At 61.7% G+C, this 26,270-nt stretch carries 23 protein-coding genes and 1 riboswitch; of the genes, 15 read left to right on the top strand and 8 right to left on the bottom strand.

Annotated elements, in window-relative coordinates; translation table 11 throughout:
* The first annotated feature begins 2 nt into the window (after positions 1–2).
* From CAF80_RS17645 to CAF80_RS17635, 3 genes are read left to right on the top strand one after another with little or no spacing between them, the layout of a single operon-like run.
* Positions 3–1,448, top strand: coding sequence for a PIG-L deacetylase family protein (locus CAF80_RS17645; RefSeq protein WP_039766562.1), 1,446 nt, complete (start codon positions 3–5; stop codon positions 1,446–1,448).
* Positions 1,445–2,599, top strand: a complete 1,155-nt coding sequence (locus CAF80_RS17640) for a glycosyltransferase family 4 protein (protein ID WP_085667712.1) — start codon at positions 1,445–1,447, stop codon at positions 2,597–2,599. The genes CAF80_RS17645 and CAF80_RS17640 overlap by 4 nt, the downstream gene beginning before the upstream one ends.
* 14 nt (positions 2,600–2,613) lie before the next feature.
* Positions 2,614–3,498 carry a glycosyltransferase gene (locus CAF80_RS17635; protein ID WP_085667784.1) on the top strand — a complete coding sequence of 295 codons (885 nt, stop codon included), beginning with the start codon at positions 2,614–2,616 and terminating at the stop codon, positions 3,496–3,498.
* 18 nt (positions 3,499–3,516) lie between these two features.
* Here CAF80_RS17635 and CAF80_RS17630 read toward each other — a convergent pair whose 3' ends face one another.
* Both CAF80_RS17630 and CAF80_RS17625 read right to left on the bottom strand, forming a co-directional pair.
* Positions 3,517–4,734 carry an acyltransferase gene (locus CAF80_RS17630; RefSeq protein ID WP_085667713.1) on the bottom strand — a complete coding sequence of 406 codons (1,218 nt, stop codon included), beginning with the start codon at positions 4,732–4,734 and terminating at the stop codon, positions 3,517–3,519.
* Positions 4,734–6,596 carry a bifunctional O-antigen ligase/aminoglycoside phosphotransferase family protein gene (locus CAF80_RS17625; protein ID WP_085667714.1) on the bottom strand — a complete coding sequence of 621 codons (1,863 nt, stop codon included), beginning with the start codon at positions 6,594–6,596 and terminating at the stop codon, positions 4,734–4,736. The genes CAF80_RS17630 and CAF80_RS17625 overlap by 1 nt, the downstream gene beginning before the upstream one ends.
* 154 nt (positions 6,597–6,750) lie before the next feature.
* Between CAF80_RS17625 and msbA the strand changes: the two genes are divergently transcribed.
* From msbA to hldE, 4 genes are all read left to right on the top strand, one after another.
* The gene (msbA, locus tag CAF80_RS17620; RefSeq protein WP_039766570.1) at positions 6,751–8,553 is read left to right on the top strand and encodes a lipid A export permease/ATP-binding protein MsbA; all 1,803 of its coding nucleotides are present in this window, start codon (positions 6,751–6,753) and stop codon (positions 8,551–8,553) included.
* 233 nt (positions 8,554–8,786) lie between these two features.
* The gene (locus tag CAF80_RS17615; RefSeq protein WP_039766573.1) at positions 8,787–9,491 is read left to right on the top strand and encodes a sulfotransferase family 2 domain-containing protein; all 705 of its coding nucleotides are present in this window, start codon (positions 8,787–8,789) and stop codon (positions 9,489–9,491) included.
* On the top strand, positions 9,484–10,095 hold the full coding sequence (gene cysC, locus CAF80_RS17610) for an adenylyl-sulfate kinase (RefSeq protein ID WP_039766574.1): 612 nt from the start codon (positions 9,484–9,486) through the stop codon (positions 10,093–10,095). The genes CAF80_RS17615 and cysC overlap by 8 nt, the downstream gene beginning before the upstream one ends.
* A 102-nt stretch (positions 10,096–10,197) precedes the next feature.
* Complete coding sequence (gene hldE / locus CAF80_RS17605; protein ID WP_039766576.1) at positions 10,198–11,622, top strand: bifunctional D-glycero-beta-D-manno-heptose-7-phosphate kinase/D-glycero-beta-D-manno-heptose 1-phosphate adenylyltransferase HldE; 1,425 nt, start codon at positions 10,198–10,200, stop codon at positions 11,620–11,622.
* Between the two features lie 66 nt (positions 11,623–11,688).
* Here the strand turns inward: hldE and CAF80_RS17600 are convergent, their stop codons facing one another.
* The 4 genes from CAF80_RS17600 to CAF80_RS17585 all read right to left on the bottom strand — a co-directional run bounded on the left by CAF80_RS17600 (position 11,689) and on the right by CAF80_RS17585 (position 15,138).
* Positions 11,689–12,657 (bottom strand): metal ABC transporter ATPase, encoded by a 969-nt coding sequence (locus CAF80_RS17600; RefSeq protein ID WP_074689616.1) that lies wholly within the window; start codon positions 12,655–12,657, stop codon positions 11,689–11,691.
* Positions 12,658–12,688: 31 nt separating this feature from the next.
* Positions 12,689–13,501 (bottom strand): aldo/keto reductase, encoded by an 813-nt coding sequence (locus CAF80_RS17595; RefSeq protein WP_074689617.1) that lies wholly within the window; start codon positions 13,499–13,501, stop codon positions 12,689–12,691.
* Positions 13,498–14,673 carry an FAD-binding oxidoreductase gene (locus tag CAF80_RS17590; RefSeq protein WP_085667715.1) on the bottom strand — a complete coding sequence of 392 codons (1,176 nt, stop codon included), beginning with the start codon at positions 14,671–14,673 and terminating at the stop codon, positions 13,498–13,500. The genes CAF80_RS17595 and CAF80_RS17590 overlap by 4 nt, the downstream gene beginning before the upstream one ends.
* A 132-nt stretch (positions 14,674–14,805) precedes the next feature.
* Entirely contained in the window at positions 14,806–15,138 is a 333-nt protein-coding gene (locus CAF80_RS17585; protein ID WP_085654394.1) for a multidrug efflux SMR transporter, read from the bottom strand.
* Between the two features lie 103 nt (positions 15,139–15,241).
* On the opposite strand from CAF80_RS17585, the gene CAF80_RS17580 reads away from it, so the two are divergent.
* A complete protein-coding gene (locus CAF80_RS17580; protein ID WP_039766582.1) occupies positions 15,242–16,144 on the top strand; it encodes a LysR family transcriptional regulator in 903 nt (300 codons plus the stop codon).
* An 11-nt stretch (positions 16,145–16,155) separates the two neighbouring features.
* The gene (gene waaA / locus CAF80_RS17575) at positions 16,156–17,436 is read left to right on the top strand and encodes a lipid IV(A) 3-deoxy-D-manno-octulosonic acid transferase (RefSeq protein WP_085667716.1); all 1,281 of its coding nucleotides are present in this window, start codon (positions 16,156–16,158) and stop codon (positions 17,434–17,436) included.
* Between the two features lie 31 nt (positions 17,437–17,467).
* Here the strand turns inward: waaA and CAF80_RS17570 are convergent, their stop codons facing one another.
* Positions 17,468–18,901, bottom strand: coding sequence for a TolC family outer membrane protein (locus CAF80_RS17570; RefSeq protein WP_085667717.1), 1,434 nt, complete (start codon positions 18,899–18,901; stop codon positions 17,468–17,470).
* A 196-nt stretch (positions 18,902–19,097) separates the two neighbouring features.
* Positions 19,098–19,203, top strand: a riboswitch (TPP riboswitch).
* A 146-nt stretch (positions 19,204–19,349) separates the two neighbouring features.
* Between CAF80_RS17570 and thiC the strand changes: the two genes are divergently transcribed.
* Both thiC and cytX read left to right on the top strand, forming a co-directional pair.
* On the top strand, positions 19,350–21,239 hold the full coding sequence (thiC, locus tag CAF80_RS17565; protein WP_074689620.1) for a phosphomethylpyrimidine synthase ThiC: 1,890 nt from the start codon (positions 19,350–19,352) through the stop codon (positions 21,237–21,239).
* Positions 21,240–21,348: 109 nt separating this feature from the next.
* Positions 21,349–22,641, top strand: a complete 1,293-nt coding sequence (cytX, locus tag CAF80_RS17560; protein ID WP_074689621.1) for a putative hydroxymethylpyrimidine transporter CytX — start codon at positions 21,349–21,351, stop codon at positions 22,639–22,641.
* On the opposite strand, the gene CAF80_RS17555 is transcribed toward cytX, so the two are convergent.
* Positions 22,610–23,356 (bottom strand): RsiV family protein, encoded by a 747-nt coding sequence (locus tag CAF80_RS17555; protein ID WP_074689622.1) that lies wholly within the window; start codon positions 23,354–23,356, stop codon positions 22,610–22,612. The genes cytX and CAF80_RS17555 overlap by 32 nt on opposite strands.
* Positions 23,357–23,577: 221 nt before the next feature.
* Here CAF80_RS17555 and CAF80_RS17550 point away from each other — a divergent pair, with 221 nt between their 5' ends.
* The 4 genes from CAF80_RS17550 (at position 23,578) to CAF80_RS17535 (ending at position 26,264) form a co-directional block, all read left to right on the top strand.
* Positions 23,578–24,195 (top strand): NUDIX domain-containing protein, encoded by a 618-nt coding sequence (locus tag CAF80_RS17550; RefSeq protein WP_007952223.1) that lies wholly within the window; start codon positions 23,578–23,580, stop codon positions 24,193–24,195.
* Positions 24,186–24,638 (top strand): DUF1249 domain-containing protein, encoded by a 453-nt coding sequence (locus CAF80_RS17545; RefSeq protein ID WP_039766596.1) that lies wholly within the window; start codon positions 24,186–24,188, stop codon positions 24,636–24,638. Before CAF80_RS17550 ends, CAF80_RS17545 begins: the two co-directional genes overlap by 10 nt.
* A 105-nt stretch (positions 24,639–24,743) precedes the next feature.
* Complete coding sequence (gene cpdA, locus CAF80_RS17540) at positions 24,744–25,559, top strand: 3',5'-cyclic-AMP phosphodiesterase (protein ID WP_074689623.1); 816 nt, start codon at positions 24,744–24,746, stop codon at positions 25,557–25,559.
* 96 nt (positions 25,560–25,655) lie between these two features.
* The gene (locus CAF80_RS17535; protein ID WP_039766600.1) at positions 25,656–26,264 is read left to right on the top strand and encodes a YqiA/YcfP family alpha/beta fold hydrolase; all 609 of its coding nucleotides are present in this window, start codon (positions 25,656–25,658) and stop codon (positions 26,262–26,264) included.
* Positions 26,265–26,270 lie beyond the last annotated feature (6 nt).

Genomic DNA, 26,270 nt, shown 5'->3' with positions numbered 1-26,270 from the left:
CCATGAGCCGCAAACAGCAACTGCTCAAACGTCACCGGCGCAATAAACGCATCGGCCTGCTGATCGCACTGATCGTGTTGATCATCCTCGGCGTGCTGGTGGCCTGGTGGTTGCCGCTGGTGCTGGCGGTGATTGGCTGGATCGCTCACGAAGCGTGGTTCGCCGATCACCTGTTCTATTCGCCGAAAGACGATTACCAATACAGCTTTCCGCCGTTCACTCCGCAGCCAAAAGTGCATTTGAACGGTGAGCAATTGCGCCTCGACGAGGGCGTGATGCTGGTGGACGACGCCACGCTGATCCTCGCCGTGAAGGTCAAAAGCAGCTTCCTGGGACGCTTCTTCGACCCTCGGGTCGAGCTGGCCGGTGGCACAAATCCCGATGTGCAGACGTTCGAGCGCGGCGTCAACGGTCTGCGTTATCTGAACCTCAGTGGACAGGCGCAGGCGCTGTCGCAAGGCCAGTTGCGTCTGCGCGGGCGCTTTTGCCGGGTCTCCGGCGAGCCGGTGCTGTGGGCGCTGGAGCAACCGGACTACCGTCAGCAGCGGGTGATGGTCATCGCCCCTCACGCCGACGATGCCGAACTGGCCGCCTACGGACTGTACAGCCAGGCCAAAGAAGCCTGGATCGTGACCCTGACCGCCGGCGAGATCGAAGCCGAACACTATCAACAGATGGGACTGAACAAGGTCGACGCGGCGCGGCTCAAGGGCCGCTTGCGTGCCTGGGACAGTCTTGCCGTACCGCGCTGGGCCGGGGTGCCGCAGGAGCATTGCGTGCAACTCGGGTATTTTTGCCTGCAATTGGCGGCGATGCAGGCTGCGCCGAATCAACCCGTTGGCTCGCGGGAAGCCGATCTGAGCGACACACGCCTGTTCCGTCAGCTGAATCCGTTTGCCTTGCCCGGCGATGCCGACGGCGCGCCGACCTGGAACAATCTGCTGGCCGACCTGCGTGATGTGCTGTTGCGTGCGCGCCCGGATGTGATCGTGCTGCCGCACCCAACGCTCGATCCGCATCCCGACCATATCTGCGCCCAAGAGGCGGTGCTGGAAGCCTTGCGCGGTCTCGATTACCAACCGACGCTGCTCGGTTACGCCAACCACTTGCACGACAACGACCGTTGGCCGATGGGCGACAGCGGGCAGGGCATTGCCCTGCCGCCGACGTTCGATGCGACCCTCGCGATGCAGCCGCTGTGCCTGCCGCTGTCGATCGAACTGCAGCGGGACAAGGCCATGGCGCTGGGCATGATGCATGACCTGCAGCCACCGGCGCCGTTCAAGCGTCGCCTGCGCCGGCTGTTTCAGCGACTGCTGGCTGGTCGGCGTCCATCGGTCTACGGCGAGAACGAATTTTTCCGCAAAGCGGTCAGACGCCAGGAGTTGTTCTGGGTACTGAAGCAGAGCGAAACAGGCGCGACGGGATCGCACCGGGGAGAGGTATGAGTCAACGCGCAAAGGTGCTGCAGCTGCAGCCCGATTACAACGTCAAATCCCATGATTTCGCCGACCTTGCCGAGCAAATCGTCAAGGCGCTGCCGACCGATCGTTACGAAGTGACCGCCGCCTTCCTGCGCGGTAAACCCGGACCGGGCGAGGCGGTCAGCCGTGCCGACCGTTCGGTGTATTTCGAGTTTTCCGACAAGTCCCTCAAAGGCATGCGCCTGCGGGCGATGTGGCAGCTGTACAAGTTCTGCCGCCGGGAAAAGTTCGACGTGGTGATCTGCAACCGCTTCAAACCGGTGAACATGATGCTGACGCTCAACCGCTGGTTGAAGGTGCCGTTGTGCATCGGTATTTCCCACGGCTTCGGCGAGTACGACCGCTTCTACCGTCGTCGCCAGACTCAGCGCCTGATCGACCGCCACTGGCGTTTCGTCGGCGTTTCGCCGGCGGTCAAACAGTACCTGCTGGACTGCGATTGCGGTTTCACTGATCAGAACACCTACGCGATCACCAATGCCATCGACATCGAGCAGGCCGAGGGTTTGCAGCACAGCCGCGAACGTGCGCGCGAATTGCTGGGGATCGATCCGAAGGTGCGCCTGATCGGTGCGCTGGGGCGGCTGGTGTCGGTCAAGGGCCACACTTACCTGTTGCAGGCCTTCGCCCAACTCAAGGACAAATACCCGAACACCCAGCTGGCCATCATCGGTGCCGGACGCCTGCAGGCGCCTCTGGCCGCCGAGATCGAACAGTTGGGACTGAGCGGCCGGGCGCACCTGCTGGGCTTCAAGGAAAACGCCCTGCAATACGTGCGCGCGTTCGATATCTGGACCATGCCGTCGCTGGCCGAAGGCCTCGGTCTGGCCTTGCTGGAAGGCATGAGCGGGCACCTGCCGGTGATCGCCTCGAACGTGCCGGCCATGCTGCCGCTGATCGAAGGTGCCGGTGGCCTGTCGATCACGCCCAAGGACGTGCCGAGCCTGGTGGCGGCACTGGACACCTACCTCGCGCTGTCGGATGTCGAGCTCAAGGCCAAGGGCGAGCAGGCCTACCGCTATTTGCAGGAACAGCACGACATCGAGGTCTTCCGCCAGGAATACCTGAACCTGATCGACTCCGGCCTGGAGCAGGCCCGCAAGGAACAGCCATGAGCGATACAAGTGCCCTGAGCGGTGCCCAGCCCCTCGTCACCGTCATCATCGCGTCCTACAACCACGGGCCGTACATCGAGGAAAGCATCCTCAGTGTCATCAATCAGACCTACCGGAACATCGAGCTGCTGGTGGTCGACGACGGTTCCAAGGACGACAGCGTCGAGCGCATCAAGGCCCTGCAGGAAAAGCACGGCTTCGATTTTCGTGTGCAGCAGAACCAGGGCCTGACCAATACGCTCAACGGCGCCATCGCGCGGGCCAAAGGCAGCCTGATCGTACCGTTCGGCTCCGACGACATCATGTACCCGGACCGGATCGCCACCCAGGTCGCCTATATGGACGGCAAGCCGGAAGTGGGCATCTGCGCCGGCAACATCGAGCTGATGGACGCCGACGGCAATCTCTATCCGGAAAAGCGTCAGCGCCGGGACGTGCCGTTCCGGCGCCTGGATTTTGATGACATGTTCCTGGAGCGCAAGCCGTATCCGCCGGCGCCGACCCTGATGATCCGGCGTGAGGCGCTGGACAAGGTGGGCGGGTTCGACCCGACGATTCGTCTTGAAGATCTGTACATCGAGCTGAAAGTGACCCGCGCCGGGTACTTCATCGATGGCCTGGAGGTGGTGATGGCGCGCTATCGCAAGCACGCCACCAATTCCTACAAGAACCACCGTTTCATGATCGAAAACATTCTGCGCACCTATGCGCTGTTCAGCGATCATCCGCTGTACGACGAAGTGCGCTACAAGTCGCTCAACTCGATGTTCCTGAAAACCGCCAACCGCGATCGCAAACTGGCGCGGGAGCTGCTGGCGCAGATTCCTTTCAAGGCCTGGAACAAGAAGACCTGGCGCGGTTTGGGCCGGTTGCTGTTCTCGCCGCTGGAAAAGGACTGAGGTCGTTGTCGCTCGCGGTCAGCGAGCGACTTTTTCCGACAGTTTCTTGCTGCCTTTCTGACGCTGGCGAATCCATTGCACCACGTTCCTGCCCGCATTCATGCCGGGTTGCTCGATGTAAAGGAATGTCGCGCTGCTGATCAGAATCAACAGGCACGTGCAGGCAGCCATCAACGGCAGGTAAACCCAGGTCTCACGGGCATCGAGGTCCAGCGCCAGCGGCAGGCGCTGAACCATCAGCCAGAGCACGAAACCATGGAGCAGGTAAGTGCTGTAGCTGATCTCCCCCAGCCAGCGGATGCTGCGCGGTTTCAAGGCGCCGAACAGGGTGTTGCCCGAAGCCACGATCACAAAAAACAGCGACAGCAGAAACAGCGGAGCGGTTTTGAACGCCCGGTTGAACACGGTGAACGCCAATGCCAGCGCCACCAGGGCAATTACGCTGGCCAGCGTCGTGCGGCTCCAGGCCACCAGCTGCGGGCGCCGGACCCAATAGGCGGCGGCAATTCCGCCGAGAAAACTGGCCAGGAAATGCTTCTTGAGCGAATGCTCCCAGCCGACCAACTGGTACAGCGCGTAAATCCCGATCAGGCACAGCACTACTTGCAGCCAGTTGCCGCGATAGACGAATACCAGGGCCGCCAGTGGCAGCGCCAGATAGAAAAACACTTCATAGGCCAGCGTCCAGGTGACGTTGGAGATCAGCATGCCGGTTTGCGGATACTGGTTGACGTCGGGGCGATCGAACGTCAGCCACAGCAGGCCCTGTTTGAACAGCTGTGACACCGGCTCCTTCAGTTGCCAGTCCTGCAGGTAGAACACGGTGACGAACACCGCCAGCATCAATGGCAGATACAGCGGATACAACCGGAACACTCGCGAAATACCGAAGGCCAGCCAGTCGTGCTGACGGCCCTGGGCCAACAGACGACTCCAGAACAGAAAACCGGTAATCATGAAGAACAGGGCCACGCTGCCCTGGCCCAGCATCGAGTAGAAATTGCTCGGCGGAAATTCGAACACGCCCGTGCGCAGAAAGATCCAGGTAATGATCGAGTGATGCACGAATACACCGAATGCCAGATAGCCGCGCAGGCCATCGATGCTGGCATAGCGGCTTTCACCCGAATGCTGCAGATGGCGTGCGATTTTCGGCACGGCCCGCAGCAGCAACGCGGCGGTGACGGTGGCCAGCAGATAGGCGGCCGGCGCAATGAACGGACTGGTCTGAATCATCAATGAACCCGAGCCGGCGTGTTGCCGGCCAGCACTTGCCTGTGCAGATTGTCTACGGCGGATTTCGACGCCGTTACGGCGTACCCCTGGAGCAGCGCTTCGAGGTGATCCTCGAACAGCCAGCGTTTGTCGACGGTGTAGCGTTGCATGTGGCGCAGATTACGCTGGCGCAGTGACAGGCTGAGGGGTGAAGGGTAGATCCGCAGGTCGGCCAGATCGATCAGCCCGAACTCGCCATCCTCCAGCACCAGCACATTGCCCAGATGCAGCGAGCGGAAATACACACCCTGCTCATGCAGGCCGGCCATGAATTTGCCAAAACGCTCCACCAGCGCCTGTCGCACGGCCGGCGCGGTGATTCCCTGCAAGACCTGGCGCAGGGTATGGCCTGGCAGCGGCGTGTAATGTACGGCACTGCTGCCGTCGTCGAGGCGATACAGGTTCAGCACCTGGGGCGTGGGAATGCCCATCCGGCGCAATTGCTCGCTGTTGACGGCAAACCGCTCGGAATACGGATTGAAACTGCCCGAGGTATACCAGCGGCGGCGGCGAAACAGCTTGAGAAAGCTGCCATCGGACAGGCGCAGCACCTTCGGCCCCAGGCCGTCCTCTTCAATCACCTGAGCGTCAGTACTCAGCTGTTGCAGCGCGGATGCCGAAAGCTTCCGGACCGGCATCGTCAAAAGGCGTCGGGCACGCTGATTGATGCTCAGGGCTGCAATCAATGCCAGCGGAATCCACAGCAGGAACCAGTGCTCCTTGGGTCTCGAGATGATCCCGCCACCCTCGGTCAGTCCGGCGCCGATACCGAACACCAGCCAGGTCGAGGCAATGATCAGCAGCGGCTGCACGCGCTGGCGCCAACTGCTCAGCAACCCCCAGGCCTGAAAAAACAGCCAGGGCAGCATGCCGAGGATGCCGACGTAATAAAGCACGCCCAGCGCAAAACTGTGCGGTTCCTGAAAGTTGTAACCGACACCCGGGTCAATCGCCAGTGCTGCGTTGTAGCCGTGGCCGATCCATGGGTGTTCGGCGATTTTTTCCAGGGCTTGCTGCCAGATTTCGAAACGGTAGGAGTCACCGCGTTCGATGATCATCTTCGAGAACAGCACCGACACGGCTGCACCAGCGACCGCCAATGTCCCCAGCAGCACCAGTGAGCGTCGGTTCCAGCAAATCAGGCTCAGCCACAATGCCGCCATGGTCAGCGCCACCAGCGGGGTGCGCGAGCCGGTCCCGATCACGGCCATGAACATGATCAGCATCGCGGGGATGCTGAGCCAGTACAGCCGGCGATTCTTGCAGGTCATGCTCAGGCTGAGCCAGTAGGCGCAGAAAAATCCGAACAGATGGGAGCTGAGCAACGGGTTGTCAAACGCGCCGCCGCCGATCAGGCGCTCGCCGGGTGCAGAGTGGAGCACGAATGGAATCAGGAAAATGATCGTTGCGACCAGGGCCACCAGCGCGGCGCCGAACAGTAATGGCGAAAGAATGTCGCTGCGGTAACGAACCAGCAGGAAACACCCGGCGAACAGCATCAGGGTATGCAGCGGGGGTTTGAACATGCCGCCTATCGGCTCCCCCTGCGGCCCCCAGCAAAGGCTCAGCAGTGCCCAGGCGGCAAACAGCAGCAACGCAATGAATACTGGCTCACGCAGCATTTCCTTGAGTTCCCTGGGGCGCAGGCACAGTGCAATCAGCGTCGGAATGCTGAACAAACCGTAAAACAGCTTGTGATGAATACTGCGACCCGGCAGGAAAAACAGCGCGCACAAGAGCAGGAAGTAGCCGACGGGAAGTATCCACAGGCTGATGAAATCGAAAATTCGATTGGACGTACTGCTGAAGCCGCGAAGTTGCATGCTGAGAGATTCAATCCTGAAGTTGATCGGCCATTTCGATGATGGCTATTTGACGCTGAAAAAGACGCATAACAATAACAGCCTTTGGCCGATTGCCAGAACCCTGAAGAAGCTGTGCTAAAGTCAGCGTCCTTTTTATCGACTTTCGCGTGATATGACCGACTCCAGTCCCGCCGCAAGCCCTTCGAGCTTGAAAATCTACTTCCGCCTGCTCGGCTATGTCCGGCCGTACATCAGTCTGTTCCTGATCAGCATCGTCGGTTTTCTGATTTTTGCCTCGACCCAGCCGATGCTTGGCTACATCCTCAAGTACTTTGTCGACGGCCTGTCCAATCCCGAGGCAGTGCTGTTTCCCACCGTGCCTTACCTGCGCGACCTGCAACTGCTGCAGGCCGTACCGCTGCTGATCATCCTGATCGCCGCCTGGCAGGGGCTGGGATCCTATCTGGGCAACTATTTCCTGGCCAAGGTTTCCCTGGGCCTGGTGCATGACCTGCGGGTACAGCTCTTCAACAACCTGCTGGTCCTGCCCAACCGTTATTTCGACAAGCATAACTCCGGTCACCTGATTTCGCGCATCACCTTCAACGTGACAATGGTCACGGGGGCGGCAACAGATGCGATCAAGGTCGTAATCCGTGAAGGCATGACGGTGATCTTCCTGTTCGCCTCCCTGCTGTTCATGAACTGGAAGCTGACGCTGGTGATGGTTGCGATCCTGCCGCTGATCGCCGTGATGGTGCGCACCGCCAGCAAGAAATTCCGCAAGCAGAGCAAGAAAATCCAGCTGGCCATGGGCGACGTGACCCACGTGGCGTCGGAAACCATCCAGGGCTATCGCGTGGTACGCAGCTTTGGCGGCGAAGCCTACGAGGAAAAGCGCTTCCTCGATGCCAGCCAGGGCAATACCGACAAGCAGCTGCGCATGACCCGCACCGGGGCTATCTACACGCCGCTGCTGCAACTGGTGATCTACAGCGCTATGGCGATCCTGATGTTCCTCGTGCTGTACCTTCGCGGCGACGCCTCGGCCGGTGACATGGTCGCCTACATCACGCTCGCGGGCCTGCTGCCCAAACCGATCCGTCAGTTGTCCGAAGTCAGTTCGACCATCCAGAAAGGCGTGGCCGGGGCCGAAAGCATTTTCGAGCAACTGGACGTCGAGCCGGAAGTCGATACCGGCACGGTCGAGCGCGACTCGGTCAGCGGTCGCCTCGATGTACGCAACCTGAGCTTCACCTATCCGGGCACCGAGCGTCAGGTGCTCGATGACATCAGTTTCTCGGTCGAGCCGGGGCAGATGGTGGCGCTGGTGGGGCGTTCGGGCAGCGGCAAGTCGACCCTGGCCAACCTGATCCCGCGCTTCTATCACCACGACAAGGGCGAGATCCTGATCGACGGTGTGGAAGTCGAGCAATACAAGCTGCTCAATCTGCGTCGCCACATTGCCCAGGTCACCCAGCACGTCACGCTGTTCAGCGACACCGTGGCCAACAATATCGCCTATGGCGATCTGGCAGGGGCACCGCGCGAAGACATCGAAAAAGCAGCGCGTGATGCCTACGCGATGGACTTCATTTCGCAACTGCCCGAAGGCCTGGACACTCAGGTCGGCGAGAACGGCGTGCTGCTTTCCGGCGGCCAGCGCCAGCGTCTGGCGATTGCCCGGGCCTTGCTCAAGAACGCGCCGCTGCTGATTCTCGACGAGGCCACCTCGGCCCTCGACACCGAATCCGAGCGACACATTCAAGCTGCCCTGGATCAAGTGATGAAGGGCCGTACCACGCTGGTGATCGCTCACCGTCTGTCGACCATCGAGAAAGCCGACCTGATTCTGGTCATGGATCAGGGCCGGATCGTCGAGCGCGGCACCCACGACGACCTGCTGGCACAGAACGGCTACTACGCCCGTCTCAATGCCATGGGTCTCGACGCCCCGGCCGAAGACATCGCCTGATCCCCCGGAAAACCCTGTGAGAGCGGGCCTGCTCGCGACAGCGGTGCAACAGTCAACATCAATGTTGAAGGTGCATGCGTCATCGCGAGCAGGCTCGCTCCCACATTCATTTGTATCCAGTCCTTTACCCTTCTTGACCAAACCGGCATAAAACCGGCCGTCGCGCTTGTTAAGGTTCCTGAACGAACTCTGACTTCAATCGAAGGGGCCATCCTCTTCGCGCGGGTGCTGGCATGCTGCAACGTTATCTGTGGAAATTGCTGCCCAAGCCGCAGCGGGCCTTTCTGCTGGGGCGCCTGTCGGTGGTCGACCGGCAAGTGGTGAACAAGTCGATGTCGGCCAGTCTGGCGTTTCCCGCTGCCTTCGAGCAGCGCGACTGTCTGTTTATCCACGTGCCCAAATGCGCCGGCAGCAGCTTGTGTGCGGCGATGTTCGACGGCTGGCGTCCGGGACACTTGCCGTTGTACTGGTACGAAGAGCAATTTCCCGAGCAATATGCCGCCGCCTACAAGTTCGCCTTTGTGCGCGACCCGCTGGAGCGCGCCTATTCGGCTTACGCCTTTTTGCATGGCAACACCTTGAGCGGGCGCGATCACGCCGCTCAGCAGATGGTTCGCCAGTATCGGGATTTTGATGACTTTGTCGCACGCTGGCTGCACCCGGAGACGATCTCGCGGCAACTGCACTTTGCTGCGCAAACCGACTTTCTCACCGATTCACTGGGGCATCTGGCCCTGGACTTCATCGGTTACCAGGAGCATCTTGAGCAGGATTTCAAACAGGTCTGCGAGCGCTTGGGGATGGTGTGTCAGTTGCCGCACGTCAACAGCTCCCGGCAGCGCCAACCGCTGAAGGCGCGGGAGTTCTGCTCGGCGCGAACCCGTCGGCTGGTGCGTCGGGCCTATCAGCGTGACTACGAGTTGCTCGGTTATGAATGAGGCTCTGCGCAGTCTGGCGACACTGCCTGTCATCAGCCCCTATAGCCTTGCGCTGTCTCGCCAGGCGCGAGCCGCGCTCAAGGGGCAGCGGCCGCGTTGCCTGTGGCTGACCGGACTGTCCGGCGCCGGCAAGTCGACCCTGGCCAATTCGCTGGACCTGCACTTGCATCAGTTCGGGCTGCACACATTTCTGCTCGATGGCGACAACGTACGCAACGGATTGTGTCGTGATCTGGGCATGGACGATGCCGGCCGCCGGGAAAACATCCGGCGCATGGCGGAAGTCGCCCGGCTGATGGTTGATGCGGGGCTGATCGTCATCGTCGCGGCGATTTCGCCTTTTCGAGCCGAGCGAGACGCTGCGCGGCAACTGTTTGCCGAGGGCGACTTCATCGAAGTGCATGTGAGCACTTCGCTCAAAGAGTGTGAGCGTCGTGATCCTAAAGGCTTGTATCAGGCCGTACGTCAGGGCCGTATCCAGCATTTCACTGGTATCGACAGCCCTTACGAGGCGCCGTTGGCGGCGGAGTGCCGGATCGACACGCAAGCCCTCGAGTTGAGCGAAGCCTGCGAGCGGTTGGCAACTTTTCTGCTTAAAAAATGAGCAAAAAAGCCAGCTGTTTAATCCTGTTGCAGCCACCGCACAAGCCTTCGCCAACCCTGTGTTAATATCGCGCCCCTGTTCATTTTGTATGTGGGTTGCTCCATGAAGTTGTCCATGCCGCGATTCGATCAAGCCCCTGTCTTGGTGGTCGGCGATGTCATGCTCGACCGTTACTGGCATGGTGGTACCTCACGGATTTCCCCTGAGGCGCCGGTTCCTGTCGTTAAAGTCGAGCAAATCGAAGACCGTCCGGGCGGTGCCGCCAACGTTGCCTTGAACATTGCCGCGCTGGGTGCGCCGGCGTCGCTGGTCGGTGTGACCGGTGACGACGAAGCCGCCGACAGCCTGAGCAACAGCCTCAAGGGTGCGGGCGTGCGAGCCTTGTTTCAACGCATCGCGCACCAGCCGACCATCGTCAAGCTGCGGGTCATGAGCCGGCACCAGCAATTGCTGCGTATCGACTTCGAAGAACCGTTCGCCACCGACGCCCTGGCCCTCGGCGCGCAGGTCGATGATCTGCTCGAAGGCATCAAGGTGCTGGTGCTGTCCGACTACGGCAAAGGTGCCCTGAAAAACCATCAGGCGCTGATCCGGGCCGCTCGTGCCAAAGGCATTCCGGTGCTGGCCGACCCGAAGGGCAAGGATTTCTCGATCTACCGTGGCGCGAGCCTGATCACCCCGAACCTCAGCGAATTCGAAGCCATCGTCGGCGGTTGCGCCGATGAGCACGAGCTGGTGGCCAAGGGCGCGACGCTGATGCATGACCTGGATCTCGGCGCGCTGCTGGTCACCCGTGGCGAACACGGCATGACCCTGCTGCGTCCGGATCATCCGGCCCTGCATCTGCCTGCGCGGGCCCGTGAAGTGTTCGACGTGACCGGTGCCGGCGATACGGTGATTTCTACCTTGGCAGCCGCGATTGCCGCTGGCGAAGAACTGCCGCACGCGGTAGCGCTGGCCAACCTGGCAGCGGGCATCGTGGTCGGCAAGCTGGGTACGGCGGCGATCAGCGCCCCGGAACTGCGTCGCGCCATTCAGCGTGAAGAAGGTTCCGAGCGTGGCGTGCTGGGTCTGGAGCAACTGCTGCTGGCAGTTGCCGATGCCCGGGCGCACAACGAGCGGATCGTGTTCACCAATGGCTGCTTCGACATCCTGCATGCCGGCCACGTGACCTACCTCGAGCAGGCGCGAGCGCAGGGCGATCGGCTGATCGTCGCGATCAACGACGATGCTTCGGTCAGCCGCCTGAAAGGGCCGGGCCGGCCGATCAACAGTGTTGACCGGCGCATGGCGGTTCTCGCCGGTCTCGGCGCGGTGGACTGGGTCATCAGCTTCGCTGAAGGCACCCCGGAAAACCTGCTGCGCGAGGTCAAGCCGGACGTGCTGGTGAAGGGTGGCGATTACGGCATCGATCAAGTGGTCGGCGCCGATATCGTCAAAGCCTATGGCGGCACCGTTAAAGTGCTGGGGCTGGTGGAAAACAGCTCGACCACGGCGATTGTGGAAAAAATCCGCAAGTCCGAGTGATGCAAACATAAAGACCGCGCCTGCGAGGACTCTCCGGAGTTACTCGCAGGCGCGGTCTTTTGCCGTTCAGGAATTCACTTTCTTGCGCGGCACGATCTTCTTCAGCAATTGCCTGGCCTTGCCGCGCAAGCGCGCCAGCCCCGTGTCCTTGGGTGGCGGCGTCAAACCCTGCTGGCGCAGCCAGTCTTTCCAGCGAATCCGCTCATCGCGCACCAGCCAGCCGTCCTGCCGGGCGAAACTTTCCGCCAGATAAAGACCGCGAGTGCCCGCCGGGTACAACTGACCTTTCTTCAGCGTATACAACTCAGGCAGCGGTTCGCCGTCCTGCAACGGCATCAAGTACAGATCGGGGCGCTTGCGGTCGAGCCGGGCGACCAGTTGATCGCCTTCCAGCCGTTCATCGACATGGAACAGGCTGAGGTTCTTGGCTTCCTTGGGCACGTCCAGTCGCAAGTCGTAGATCAATTGCAGGGACGCGGTCGGCAAGTGCACGTAAGCCCTCGGCCGTTCGAGCAGTTGCAGATTGGCGCAGCGCACCGGCCGCGCCGAGCCGGACAGCGGCGTCAGGCGAAAGGGCAGGGCCTCGCGATAATGCAGCGCCGATGAGTACGGCGCCGGCAGCCAGGTGTCGTTGAAACGCCCGCCGAGCCAGCCTTCCGGTGTTTCCAGCAGGCATTCTTCGGCAATCTCCTGGATGGCCGTGTGCAGCGGGATATTCAGTTCATGCGCCGGTACGTAGCCGGAGATCAGTTTGAGCACCACATCACCGCGATCCTGCCGCCGCTGGCGCACCAGCACCCAATAATCGCGATTCTGCCAGTGCAGGGTCAGGCGCACCGAGACGCCGAGGTTGGCCAGCTCCAGCGCAAAGCGCTCGGCATCGGCCACGCTGACCGGCTTGCGCCGCTGCAGGGTCTGGGCGAAATTCAACGGCATGCCCACGCTCTGGTAGGTCAGGCCTTCCGGCGTGGCTTCGACGAACAGCGGCAGCGTCTTGAAGTTGCTCGGGTTCTTTCTGATGAGCGTACGCGGCATGTCGGCTCCTGCTTAAGGCCGCGAGGCGGCGTCAGTGACCACGAAGGACCTGGGCAACGGTCGCAACGTTATGGGCGAGGTGCAGCGGATTGATCGTCCCGACAATGGCACTGGCCACGCCGGGCTGGGCGAACAGCAATTCGAAGCTGGCGCGCACCGGATCCACACCGGGACTCAGGCACACGTGACCGCTGGCCAGGGCCTTCTTCACCAGAATGGCTTTGCCGTGGGCAGCAGCATAGTCAATGACCGCCTTCTCGTTTTGTTCGTTCAGATTGTAGGTGACCATCGCGCAGTCGCCTTGCTCCAGTGCTTTGAGGCCACCGTCGACGGTTTTGCCGGAGAAGCCGAAGCCGCGAATCTTGCCCTCGGCCTTCAGTGCCGCGAGGGTTGCGTAGACTTCGCTGTCGTTGAGAATCGCCAGATCGTTGCCGTCGGAGTGCACCAGCACCAGGTCGATAAAATCGGTTTCAAGACGTTGCAGGCTGCGCTCCACCGACATCCGCGTGTGAGCGGCGCTGAAATCGTGGGTCGATTGGCCGTCGACAAATTCTTCGCCGACCTTGCTGACGATCACCCAGTCCTGACGCTCGCCGCGCAGCAGCGGGCCGAGGCGTTCTTCGCTGCGGCCATAGGCTGGCGCAGTATCGATCAGGTTGATACCCAGCTGGCGCGCCTGCTTGAGCAACATACGCGCGGCGTCGTCGTCGGGGATCTGGAAGCCGTTGGGATATTTCACGCCCTGGTCGCGGCCAAGTTTGACGGTGCCCAGGCCCAGCGGCGAAACCAGCAGGCCTGTGCTGCCCAGCGGGCGATGCAGATCGTGCAGGGTCGGCAGGCTCATGGCAGCAGTTGCTCCCAGACGGGAACGCCCATCGGTGGTTTTGGCAGCTCGGGCAACGGAGCTACGTGGCTTGGCTGGATGCCGTCGCGTTCCAGGGAGGCAATCACCCGGTCAGCGAAGTCCGGGGCCAATGCGAGCTTGGTTGGCCAGCCGACCAGCAGGCGACCTTCTTCGGCGAGGAACGCGTTGTCCGGGCGGGTAAGACCGGTTTGCAGCGGTTCGGCGCGATCGACGCGCAGGGTCGCCCATTGCACGGTGCTCAGGTCGATCCATGGCAACAACTGGCCAAGTTCTTTCTGGGCGGTGGCGATCTGTTCGGCCGGCTCACGGGCCACGCCTTCGGATTCGGCAATGTCGCCGCCCAGATACCAGACCCACTGACCGTCAGCGGCCGGGTGGGTGGTCACGGTGATGCGCGGTTTGGTGCCGCCACCGAGGCAGTGCGCGTACAGCGGCTTCAGGCCCGGGCCCTTGGCGATGATCATGTGCAGCGGCCGGCGTTGCATGGCCGGATGAGTCAGGCCCAAAGCAGTCAGCAGGTCGGCGGTACCGGCACCGGCGCTGAGGACGATGCGCTGGGCACGAATCTCGCGGCCATCGACTTTCAGACCGACCAGCACACCGCTTTCCAGTAACGGCTCGATGCCGTGGCCGGCGAGCAGACCGTCGCCCGACAAATCCGCCAGACGCTGAATCAGGCTTGGCACGTCGATCACCAGTTCGGCGAGACGGTAGACCTTGCCCTTGAAGCGTTTGTCTTGCAGGGCCGGCGGCAGTTGATCGCCCTTGACCTGATCGACCCGGCCACGCACCGCTTTGCTGGCGAAGAAACTGGTCAGATTGCCGGCCAGGGTGCCCGGCGACCAAAGGTAATGGGCTTCGGACAACAGGCGCACGCCGGTCAGGTCCAGTTCGCCGTTGCCGGCCAGGGCTTCACGCCAGCGGCGCGGCATGTCGGCGATGGCTTCCGAGGCACCGGTCAGCGCACCGTGCAGCGCGTACTTGGCGCCGCCGTGGATGATGCCCTGGGACTTCACACTCTGCCCGCCGCCGAGGCTGGCACTTTCCACCAGCACGGTCGAGAAACCCTGGCGACGCAGGCGCGCGTTCAGCCAGAGACCGGCGACACCCGCGCCGACAATCAGCACGTCGGTGGAAATTGGAGATGGCATGCAACGACCTCAAGGCTCAAATAAGCCGCAAGTTTCAAGCTTCAAGCTGCAAGCTGCAACCCGAAGGGGAAAAATCGGCTTGGCTTGGCTTGGCTTGGCTTGCAGCTTGTGGCTTGAAGCCTGTCGCTGCTGTTAATGGCCGGCGGTTTTCGAGAACAGTTGAATCACCACCACGCCGAGCACGATCAGCGCCATTCCGAGCATCGCCGGGATATCTAGCTTCTGCCCGTAGATGAACAGCGCCGCGACACTGACCATCACGATGCCCATGCCGGCCCACACCGCGTAGGCCACACCCACCGGCACGCTGCGTACCACCAGGGTCAGCATCCAGAACGCGATGCCATAACCGACGATGACCAGCAGCAGCGGCAAAGGCGTGCTGAAGCCTTTGACGGCTTTCATCGAAACGGTCGCGATCACTTCGGCACAGATGGCGATGGCCAGGTAGACGTAAGCGTTCATGTTCAAATCCTCGTGTGTAGCATTGCTTTCTGAGGCGGCATTCTAGTGACTCCCCAGATGGGGTAAAGTCATTACCTATCTGTTTAAGAGATGGGTTGGCCTGATGAGCATGCAATGGAATCTGGAGCAGTTGCGGGTGTTTGTCGGCGTTGCCGAGCAGCGCTCGTTTTCCGCCGTGGCGCGTCAGCAGCGCAAGGCGCAGTCGGCGATCAGCAGCGCGATTGCCATGCTCGAGGACGACCTCGGTGTCAGTCTGTTCGAGCGTAGCAGCGGCCGTCAGCCGAGTCTTACCGAAGCGGGGGAGGCGTTGCTGGAGGAGGCGCGTGAAGTGTTACGCCAGTGCGAGCGCCTGAACGGCCGGGCCGTGGCCATGATGCGCGGGCAGGAAGCGCAGCTGCGGGTGGCCCAGGATGAGGCGATGCCCTATCAGGCGCTGGTGGAAAGCTTCGCCGCCCTGGCCGAGCAGTTTCCCAGTCTGGAAGTCCAACTGACCAGCGCCGCCCAAGGTGAGGTTTCACGCAAACTGGTGGAGCGCCGGGCCGATCTCGGGCTGCTGTTCTATCACGATGAAATCCCTGAAGCGCTGGAGCGCCGGGTGCTGGGCAGTGTGGAAATGGTCACGGTCTGCGGCGTCAACCATCCCTTGGCAGCGCAGGCTTACGTCACCTGCCAGCAACTGGCGCAGCATCGGCAGTTGTTGATGTCGACCCAGACCAGCATTTATCCCGGCAACGAACCGGCCAGTCCGCAGGTATGGCGCGCTGACAGTTTCTACGTGATGGCCGAATGGCTGGTGCGTGACCTCGGCTGGGCCTGGCTGCCGCGCCACGTGGTGCAGTACTCGGCGTATCAGGGCCTGATGGTGGAACTGGACAGCGAATGGACGCCGCCGGCGCTGGTGGTGGAACTGGTCTGGCGCCGTGATGAACCGCTTGGACCGGCGGCGCGCTGGCTGGCGGAGCGATTTGCCATACACCTGCGGGCGATCGGCGGCAAAAGCCGATAAACTCCGCCGCCATGAATAGAACTCTCTACACCGCGCTGTTTTACCTGGGGCTGCCATTGGTGGCGATTCGGCTGTGGCTGCGTTCGCGCAAGGCGCCGGCGTATGCCAAGCGGATTGGCGAACGTTTCTCCTATGGCCTGCCGACCTTGCAGCCCGGAGGTATCTGGGTTCACGCCGTCTCGGTGGGCGAAAGCATCGCCGCCGCGCCGATGATCCGCGCACTGCTGCAACGTTATCCACAGCTGCCGATCACCGTGACCTGCATGACGCCGACCGGGTCGGAACGCATTCACGCAATGTTCGCCAACGAGCCGCGCATCCAGCATTGCTACCTGCCTTACGACTTGCCCTGCGCGGCGGCGCGTTTTCTGGATCGCGTGCAGCCGAAACTGGCGGTGATCATGGAAACCGAACTGTGGCCGAACCACATTCATCAATGCGCCAAACGCGGGATTCCGGTGGCGCTGGCCAACGGACGCCTGTCCGAGCGTTCGGCCAAAGGCTATGGCCGGTTCAACAAACTGACCGCGCCGATGCTCGCCGAGATGAGCCTGTTCGCCGTGCAGACCGAGGCCGAAGCCCAGCGCTTCCGTGATCTCGGTGCGCGTGCGGAGACAGTTGAAGTCACCGGCTCGATCAAGTTCGACCTGACCGTCGACCCGCAACTGCTGCAACGCGCCGCTGAACTGCGCGGCCAATGGCAGGCGCTGGAACGGCCGGTATGGATCGCCACCAGCACCCATGAAGGCGAAGACGAAGTGGTGCTGAATGCCCATCGCCGTTTGCTGGCCAACCATCCCGATGCACTGCTGATTCTGGTGCCGCGTCACCCCGAGCGTTTCAATTCGGTGTTCGAATTGTGCCAGCGTGAAGGCTTTGCCACGGTGCGTCGTTCGACCGGCGCGAGCGTCGATGCGCAGACTTCGGTGCTGCTCGGCGACACCATGGGCGAATTGCTGTTTCTCTATGCCCTGGCCGACAGCGCGTTCGTCGGCGGCAGTCTGGTAGCCAACGGCGGGCACAATCTGCTGGAGCCGGCAGCGCTGGCGAAACCGGTGATCAGCGGCCCTCACCTGTTCAACTTCCTCGACATCGCCGCGCAACTGCGCAGCGCCGGGGCGTTGGCCGAGGTGGATGATGCCGAAGGTCTGGCGATAGAAGTGCAGCGTCTGTTCGAACTGCCGCGCGACGCACAGCGCATGGCCGATGCCGGGCTGAGCGTGATGCGCCGCAATCAGGGCGCGTTGCAGCGCTTGCTCGATGGCCTGGGAAGGTTGATCGACCGCGCATAAAAAAACGCAGCCTCGGGGCTGCGTTTTTTGTTTAAGGCCGGGCCTTGAGCTGGGCTTCCGCAGCCTTGGCCAGATCCGGCGGCAGGAAATCCTTGTCCGGGTTGTAGTCGGCTTTCAGATAACGCGTCAGATCCTGCAAATCACCCGGGTTCAACGTCCCCGCCGCCTGCTTCAGGCGCAGGTTGTCGAGGATGTAGTCGTAGCGAGTGTTGTTGTAGTTGCGCACCGAGGTGTAGAGCTGACGCTGGGCGTCGAGCACATCGACGATGTTGCGCGTCCCCACCTGGTAACCGATTTCCGTGGCTTCCACCGCGCTCTGGTTGGAAATGATCGACTGGCGGCGCGCCTGCACCTGCTCGACGTCGGTGTTCACCGCGCGGTGCAGGTTGCGGGTGTTCTCCACCACTTGCCGGCGCAGGCCTTCACGCTGCTGTTCGGTCTGGTCCAGCCGTGAGTAGGACTCGCGCACCTGGGAGCTGGTCAATCCGCCACTGTAGATCGGAATGTTCAGTTGCAGGCCCACGGTGCTCTGCTCGACATTGCCACTGTATGGCGTACCAAACGCGTTCGGGTTGGAGAAGCCGAGGGCGTCGTTGTCGCCTTTTTCGTATTTGGCCACCGCGTCGAGGGTCGGTAGGTGGCCGGCCTTGTGCTGTTTCAGGGTCTGTTCGGCGGAACTGACCGCGTAGTTGCTGGCCAGCAGATTGAGGTTCTGTTTCGCGGCGGTATCGACCCAGGCCTTGGCGTCGTTCGGCGCCGGCGGCAGGATCGGCAACGTGTGGACGATGCCCTGGATCGAGTTGTACTGGCGGTTGGTCAGGGTGATCAGCGCTTGGAACGCATCATCGACCTGACGCTGGGCGACGATCCGGTTGGCCCGCGCGGTGTCGTAGCTGGCTTGCGATTGCAGCACGTCGGTCTTGTCCGACAGACCCACATCGAAGCGCTCGTTGGACTGGTCGAGCTGGCGCTTGAACGCGGCTTCCTCGGCCTTGGTCGAGGCCAGGTTGTCCTGGCTGCGCAGCACGTTGAAGTAGCTTTCGGCGGTTTGCAGGATCAGGTTCTGCTCGGTGGCCGAGAGTTGCAGCGCGGCCTGCTCATTGACGTCCTTGGCGGCCTGGTACTGGAACCAGCGATCGGCGCGGAACAGCGGTTGCGCCAGCGTCGCCTGATAGGAGTGCGCGCTGCGATTGGCGATGGCCGAGGGCTGGTCGATCGAGGTGCGCACATTGGCGACTTCAGCGCCGCCCGACAGGTTCGGCAGCAGCCCGGCGCGGGCCTGGGGCACCACTTCTTTCTGCGCACCGTACTGGGCGCGGGCGGCGGCCAGGTCGGCGTTGTTGTCGACGGCTTCCTGATAAACGCTGACCAGATCGGTCCTGGTCGATAAAGGCGCTTCTGCTGCCCAGGCCGTTGCGGTGGACGCACAAGACACGGCGACAGCCAGTGAGAGTTTGCGCAGCATGAGGCGATCCCTAGCATGAATATTATGGAAATAATCCGGGCGCCAAAGGTAAGGCGCGGCCCATGCAGCGTCAAGGCGCAGCATGGCGTAGCGAGTGTAGTAGCGCCGGCGGCAGGCAACAATCTGCCAATTGCGCCATTCATCATGGTGTTTGCCACGGTGTTGGCGTTCTTTGCCGGTTGTGTCTAGACTGGCCGGGTTCTTGTCGGGGTGCCTTGCTATGAGGCTGAGATCGAATAATTTCGGATCCCGTTGAACCTGATCAGGTTAGCGCCTGCGTAGGGAACAAGATTTCTCGTCACCCGGCGAGTCCTCTTGTGCTTCGTCCGGGATATTGTTCGACAATCGAACGCTCGACGACGATGCACAGCACCAGTCCTGGTGCGTCCGTGCCTTTCAGGTTCTGCTCCGACAATCCACTGCCTGGATGCTGTCTGGAGAGCCCGTGATGACTACAAAATCTAAAAATGCGATCAACCTGAGTGACTCGGCCAAGGTCGACGAGCAGTCGGTTCAACCGTTCACCCGTTCGCAAAAAGTCTACGTTCAGGGCTCCCGCCCGGACATCCGCGTGCCGATGCGCGAAATCACCCTCGATGTGACCCCGACCGACTTCGGCGGCGAAATCAACGCGCCGGTCACCGTCTACGACACCTCCGGCCCGTACACCGATCCGAACGTGGTGATCGACGTGCGCAAAGGTCTGGGCGACGTGCGTTCGGCGTGGATCGACGACCGTGGCGACACCGAGCGCCTGCCAGGCCTGAGCTCGAATTTCGGTCAGGAGCGTCTGGCCGATCCTGAGCTGACCAAACTGCGTTTCGCCCACGTCAACAACCCGCGCCGCGCCAAGGCCGGGGCCAACGTCAGCCAGATGCACTACGCGCGCAAAGGCATCATCACCGCCGAGATGGAATACGTCGCCATCCGCGAAAACATGAAGCTGCAAGAAGCCCGCGCTGCCGGCCTGTTGAAACAGCAGCACGCCGGCCACAGCTTCGGTGCGAGCATTCCGAAAGAAATCACCCCTGAGTTCGTGCGCGAAGAAATTGCCCGTGGTCGCGCAATCATTCCGGCCAACATCAACCACGTCGAACTCGAGCCGATGATCATTGGCCGCAACTTCCTGGTGAAGATCAACGGCAACATCGGCAACAGCGCGCTGGGTTCGTCCATCGAAGAAGAAGTGGCGAAACTGACCTGGGGCATTCGCTGGGGTTCGGACACGGTGATGGACTTGTCCACCGGCAAGCACATCCACGAAACCCGCGAGTGGATCATCCGTAACTCGCCGGTTCCGATCGGCACCGTGCCGATTTATCAGGCGCTGGAAAAAGTGAATGGCGTCGCCGAAGACCTGACCTGGGAGCTGTTCCGCGACACGCTGATCGAGCAGGCGGAGCAGGGCGTCGACTACTTCACCATCCACGCCGGCGTGTTGCTGCGCTACGTGCCGCTGACCGCCAAACGTGTGACCGGCATTGTGTCCCGTGGCGGTTCGATCATGGCCAAGTGGTGCCTGGCGCACCACAAAGAGAACTTCCTCTACACCCACTTCGACGAAATCTGCGAAATCATGAAGGCCTACGACGTCAGCTTCTCGCTGGGCGACGGTCTGCGTCCGGGCTCGATTGCCGACGCCAACGACGAAGCGCAATTCGGCGAACTGGAAACCCTCGGCGAGCTGACCAAGATCGCCTGGAAGCACGACGTGCAATGCATGATCGAAGGCCCCGGCCACGTGCCGATGCAGTTGATCAAGGAGAACATGGACAAGCAGCTGGAGTGCTGCGACGAGGCGCCGTTCTACACCCTCGGCCCGCTGACCACCGACATTGCGCCGGGCTACGACCACATCACCTCCGGTATCGGTGCGGCGATGATCGGCTGGTTCGGTTGCGCGATGCTCTGCTACGTGACGCCGAAGGAACACTTGGGCCTGCCAAACAAGGATGACGTGAAGACCGGGATCATCACCTACAAGATCGCGGCCCATGCGGCGGATTTGGCCAAGGGGCACCCGGGCGCGCAGATCCGCGACAACGCCTTGAGCAAGGCGCGTTTCGAATTCCGCTGGGAAGACCAGTTCAACCTCGGTCTGGACCCGGACACCGCCCGTTCGTATCACGATGAAACCCTGCCGAAGGATTCGGCGAAGGTCGCGCATTTCTGTTCGATGTGCGGGCCGAAATTCTGCTCGATGAAGATCACTCAGGAAGTCCGCGAATACGCGGCCAACCAGCGGATCGACGCGGTCGACGTGGACGTCGCCCGGGGCCTGGCGGAACAGGCCGAGCGGTTCAAGAAGGAAGGCAGTCAGCTGTACAAGAAAGTCTAGCCACGAGCGGCAAGCTACAAGCTACAAGAGGAGAAGCAGTCCGCATATCGCTTCTGACTTGTAGCTTGCAGCTTGCAGCTTTTTTTCTGCTTCTCTGTGAGAAACGTCCTTGAGCATTCAACCCGGTACTTATTCCCCCGACCTCGCCGTGCCCGCCAACCAGCGTGTGTTCGGCGGTCGCGATCTGTTTTCCCTGTGGTTTTCCCTCGGCATCGGCCTGATGGTGTTGCAGACCGGCGCGTTGCTGGCGCCGGGGCTGGGCCTGTCGGGATCGCTGCTGGCGATTTTCCTCGGCACCCTGGTCGGCGTCCTGTTGCTGGCTGCCGTCGGCGTGATCGGCAGCGACACCGGCCTGTCGTCGATGGCTGCGCTGAAACTCAGCCTCGGCAGCAAAGGCGCGAGCCTGCCGGCGCTGCTCAACCTGCTGCAACTGATCGGTTGGGGTTCGTTCGAAATCATCGTCATGCGCGATGCGGCCAGCCTGCTCGGCACCCGTGCGTTCAGCGAAGGTTCGCTTTGGGCCAGTCCGATGCTGTGGACGCTGTGCTTCGGCGCATTGGCGACATTGCTCGCGGTCAGCGGGCCGTTGACGTTCGTGCGCAAGATTCTGCGCAAGTGGGGCATCTGGCTGATTCTGGCCGCGTGCATCTGGCTGACCTGGAACCTGTTCGCCAAGGCTGACCTCGCCGCCTTGTGGGCACAGGCCGGGGATGGCTCGATGCCGCTCGCCGTGGGCTTCGACATCGCCATCGCGATGCCGCTGTCGTGGCTGCCGCTGATTGCCGACTACTCGCGTTTCGGCAAGAAGGCGAAGAACGTGTTCGGTGGTACGGCGATCGGTTTCTTCATCGGCAACTTCTGGCTGATGAGCCTCGGCGTGGCCTACACGCTGGCATTCGCGCCGAGCGGTGAAGTCAACGCGCTGCTGCTGGCACTGGCCGGCGCCGGTCTGGGGATTCCGCTGTTGCTGATTCTGCTGGACGAGTCGGAGAACGCTTTCGCCGACATTCACTCGGCAGCGGTTTCCAGTGGGATTCTGTTGCGTCTGAAAGTCGAGCATCTGGCGCTGGCCATCGGGGTGATCTGCACCCTGATCGCCTTGCTCGCGCCGTTGGCGCAGTACCAGAACTTCCTGTTGCTGATCGGCTCGGTGTTCGCACCGCTGTTCGGCGTGGTGCTGGTGGATCACTTCATCCTGCGCAAGCGCAGTGCTCAGGTGGCATCGGCCGCGTTGCGCTGGCCGGCGCTATTGGCCTGGCTGGGTGGCATCAGCACCTATCACTTGTTGGCCAATCTGTATCCGGATGTCGGCGCGACCCTGCCGGCGCTGGTGCTGGCAGGGCTGCTGCAACTGGTGCTCGGCCGGGCTTTCAGTTACGGCCGGGAAACAGCTCGGGCTTGAGAATGCCGTTCAGGCGCGGGTAAGGGATCTTCAGTTCGACGTGGCCCAGCGCATAAGGCGCGATGGTGGTCACGTCGTACTTGAGGATCACGCCGCCGTAGGTCAGCGCCACGTTCGGGGTTTTGACGAACGGCCAGCTCTTCACGAATTCCGGTTCCTGATCGAGCTTGGTGCTGATCAGCCAGCTGTTGTGCGCCACTTGCGCCGCTTTCCAAAATGCCTCTTCCTGACCCGGCAGCAGCATGTCCGCCAAGGTCAGCACCTTGTGTTGCTGACGCGAATAGTTGATGAAACCGCGTCCCGGCGTACCGTGGGCACCGCCGGTGTCCAAATAGCTCGAGGTTTCGATGATCACCAGACCGTCATGCTGCTCGCGTACTTTCGCCTGCAAATAGCTGCTGTTGCGCGGGCCGGCGTTGGCCAGGAACTGCTCGCGATACGCTGCCAGCGTCGGCGCCACCGGGGCGTTCGGTGCGGTGCGGGTCATTTGCAGCAGGCGTTTTTCGATGATGCCGTCCAGCGCCGGTTCTGCCGGGAAGCGCAACGTATCGATGTTTACCAACGGACAGTCCTGGTTGGAACAACCGGGTTTCAGCGTTTCCGAGGCGTCGCGGGTGGTTTCCAGCGGCGTGCGCAGGTTGGGCTGGAACAGGCTGGCGCAGGCGCCCAGGGTCAGGGCGATGGCGGCCACGGAGGCAATTTTGAAAAGCGACATGGGCGTCCTTTCTGAAGCAGGGGAAGGCAAAAAGTTACCGCTTCGACTCTCAACGAAGCGGTCAGTTCGCCACTAAGCTAATTAGAGTGGGTTTCGCCTCCACCGTCCATCCCGCTGACAGCAAAGGGGCTGCATCAAACGTCACCGGCGCGTTAGGATGGCGCGAAGTCGAGGTCGCAGGTAAGGCGCCTCGTATTGGATTTGCAGTAAAGAGGATGCTCATGACCGATTTTGCCAAAGCCATTCCGACCGCCGTCGATATCGTGCGACGCGAGCAGTGCTACAAGGGCTTCTACAAGCTCGACCGTCTGCACTTGCGCCACGAACTGTTCGCCGGTGGCATGAGCCGCGAAATCAATCGTGAAGTGTTCGTGCGCCACGATGCGGTGTGCATGCTGCCCTACGATCCGCAGCGCGATGAAGTGGTGCTGATCGAGCAGTTTCGCGTCGGGGCTCTGGGCAAGGCGGACAACCCGTGGCTGGTGGAACTGGTCGCCGGTCTGATCGACAAGGACGAACAGCCGGAAGAAGTTGCTCACCGCGAGGCGCAGGAGGAAGCTGGGCTGGACATCAAAGCCCTGTGGCCGATGACCAAATACTTTCCATCGCCGGGCGGCAGCAACGAATTTGTGCATCTGTATCTGGGGCGTTGCAGCACCGAAGGCGCAGGCGGCCTGCATGGGCTGGAGGAAGAAGCCGAAGATATTCGCGTCACGGTCTGGGCCTTTGAAGATGCCTTGCAGGCCGTACGTGACGGACGGATTGCCAATGCGGCGAGCATCATCGCCTTGCAGTGGCTGGCGCTCAATCGCGCCGAAGTGAGGGGGCTATGGTCGTAAACAAGTTGCGCGATCGCTACCGCGTCGACCTCGCAGGGCTGCAAGCCGCCTGCGAGGCGAACTACGCGCGCCTGATGCGACTCTTGCCGGACATGCGCAGCGACCCCGAAGCGCGGCGCATCGCGGTAACCCAGGGCGACCAGATGCTCGGCGTGCTGACTCTGGAAGTGCTGCAGGCCTGTCCGTACACCACGACTCTGCAGGTGCGTCAGGAACACAGCCTGCCATGGCTGCCGGTGCCGCAACTGGAGGTGCAGGTCTATCACGACGCGCGTATGGCCGAGGTGATCAGTGCCGAGCATGCGCGACGCTTTCGCGGCGTCTATCCTTACCCGAATGCGGCCATGCACCAGCCGGACGAAAAAGCCCAGCTCAATCTGTTCCTGGGTGAATGGCTGAGTCATTGTCTGGCGTGCGGACACGAATACGCGGCAGTCCGATAACCAGCGCAAGTTGTGAACTGCGTCCGGTTCGCCGGTTTCTCTTTGTGGTGTCCCCCCGCATAATTGCCGCACCTATCCAGTCCCGCGATCCCGGGGGAGAACGCCTTGCCGAGCGTATCGACTTTGACCACCGCCGACACGGCGTTGCTGGTGCAACTCTCTGACAGCCATCTGTTCGCCGAGGCGGAAGGAACGCTGCTGGGCATGAACACCCGTGAGAGTCTGCAAAAAGTCATCGAGCTGGTGCTCGAGCAGCAACCGCGGATCGACCTGATCGTGGCCAGCGGCGACCTGTCCCAGGACGGTACGCTGGAGTCCTATCAGCTGTTTCGCCAAATGACGGCACAGCTCGATGCCCCCGCCCGCTGGATCCCCGGCAACCACGACGAACCGCAAATCATGGCGCAGGCGACGGTGAAGAGTGCATTGCTGGAGTCTGTGGTGGATGTCGGCAACTGGCGTGTGACCCTGCTCGATTCGGCGGTGCCCGGATCGGTGCCGGGGTATTTGCAGGATGACCAACTGCAATTGCTCGCCCGCTCCCTGAGTGAAGCGCCGGATCGCCATCATCTGGTGTGCTTTCACCATCATCCTGTGTCGATCGGTTGCGCCTGGATGGAGCCGATCGGCTTGCGCAATCCGGAAGCGTTTTTCGACGTGCTCGACCGTTTCCCGCAGGCCCGCGCCGTACTGTGGGGACATGTCCATCAGGAAATCGACCGCGAACGCAACGGCGTAAGGCTGATTGCCTCGCCGTCGACCTGCATTCAGTTCGAGCCAGGCAGTGAAGATTTCAAGGTCGGCGAGCAGGCACCGGGGTATCGCTGGTTGCGCTTGTTGCCGGATGGGCGGCTGGAGACCGGCGTGGAGCGTGTCACCGGTTTTGATTTTCAGGTGGATTACGGCTCCAACGGTTACTGATTGACGGATGCAGCGCTGATTTCCTCGGGTGCTGGCCCAACATCCCCTGACTCCCTGTAAACTCCGCTTTCTTCAGCCGACGCCCAGGGAGCTCAAATGTCCGGTTCGATTCTCTATATCCATGGTTTCAACAGCGCGCCGGCCTCGAAAAAGGCCTGTCAGCTGGTCGAGGTGATGGAGCGGCTGGGTTTGAGCGACCAACTGCGTGTGCCGGCGCTGCATCACCACCCACGCGAAGCCATCGGTCAGCTGGAACAGGCAATCGCCGAACTCGGCCGGCCATTGCTGGTGGGAAGCTCGCTCGGCGGCTACTATGCGACTCACCTGGCCGAGCGCCATGGCCTGAAAGCCCTGCTGGTCAACCCGGCCGTCAGCCCGCACCGGATGTTCGACGGACACCTGGGCACCCAGAAAAACCTGTACACCGACGAAACCTGGGAGCTGACCCACGACCACGTGACGGCCCTGGCCGAGCTGGAAGTGCCGGCGCCGCAGGATCCGCAGCGATATCAGGTATGGTTGCAGACCGGGGATGAAACGCTGGATTATCGCCTTGCCCAGCAGTATTACCGGGCCTGTGCCTTGCGCATTCAGGCCGGCGGCGACCACAGTTTCCAGGGATTTGTTACACGATTGCCGGCATTGCTCGGCTTTGCCGGGATTGGCGCCGATACCTATCAGGCAATCGATTTCACCGCACTGTGAAGTCTT

The sequence above is a fragment of the Pseudomonas sp. B34(2017) genome (assembly GCF_002112915.1).
Taxonomy (GTDB): domain Bacteria; phylum Pseudomonadota; class Gammaproteobacteria; order Pseudomonadales; family Pseudomonadaceae; genus Aquipseudomonas; species Aquipseudomonas pharyngis.
The sequence above is the reverse complement of the archived record's forward strand: the minus strand, read 5'-3'. Positions and strand labels throughout refer to the sequence as shown.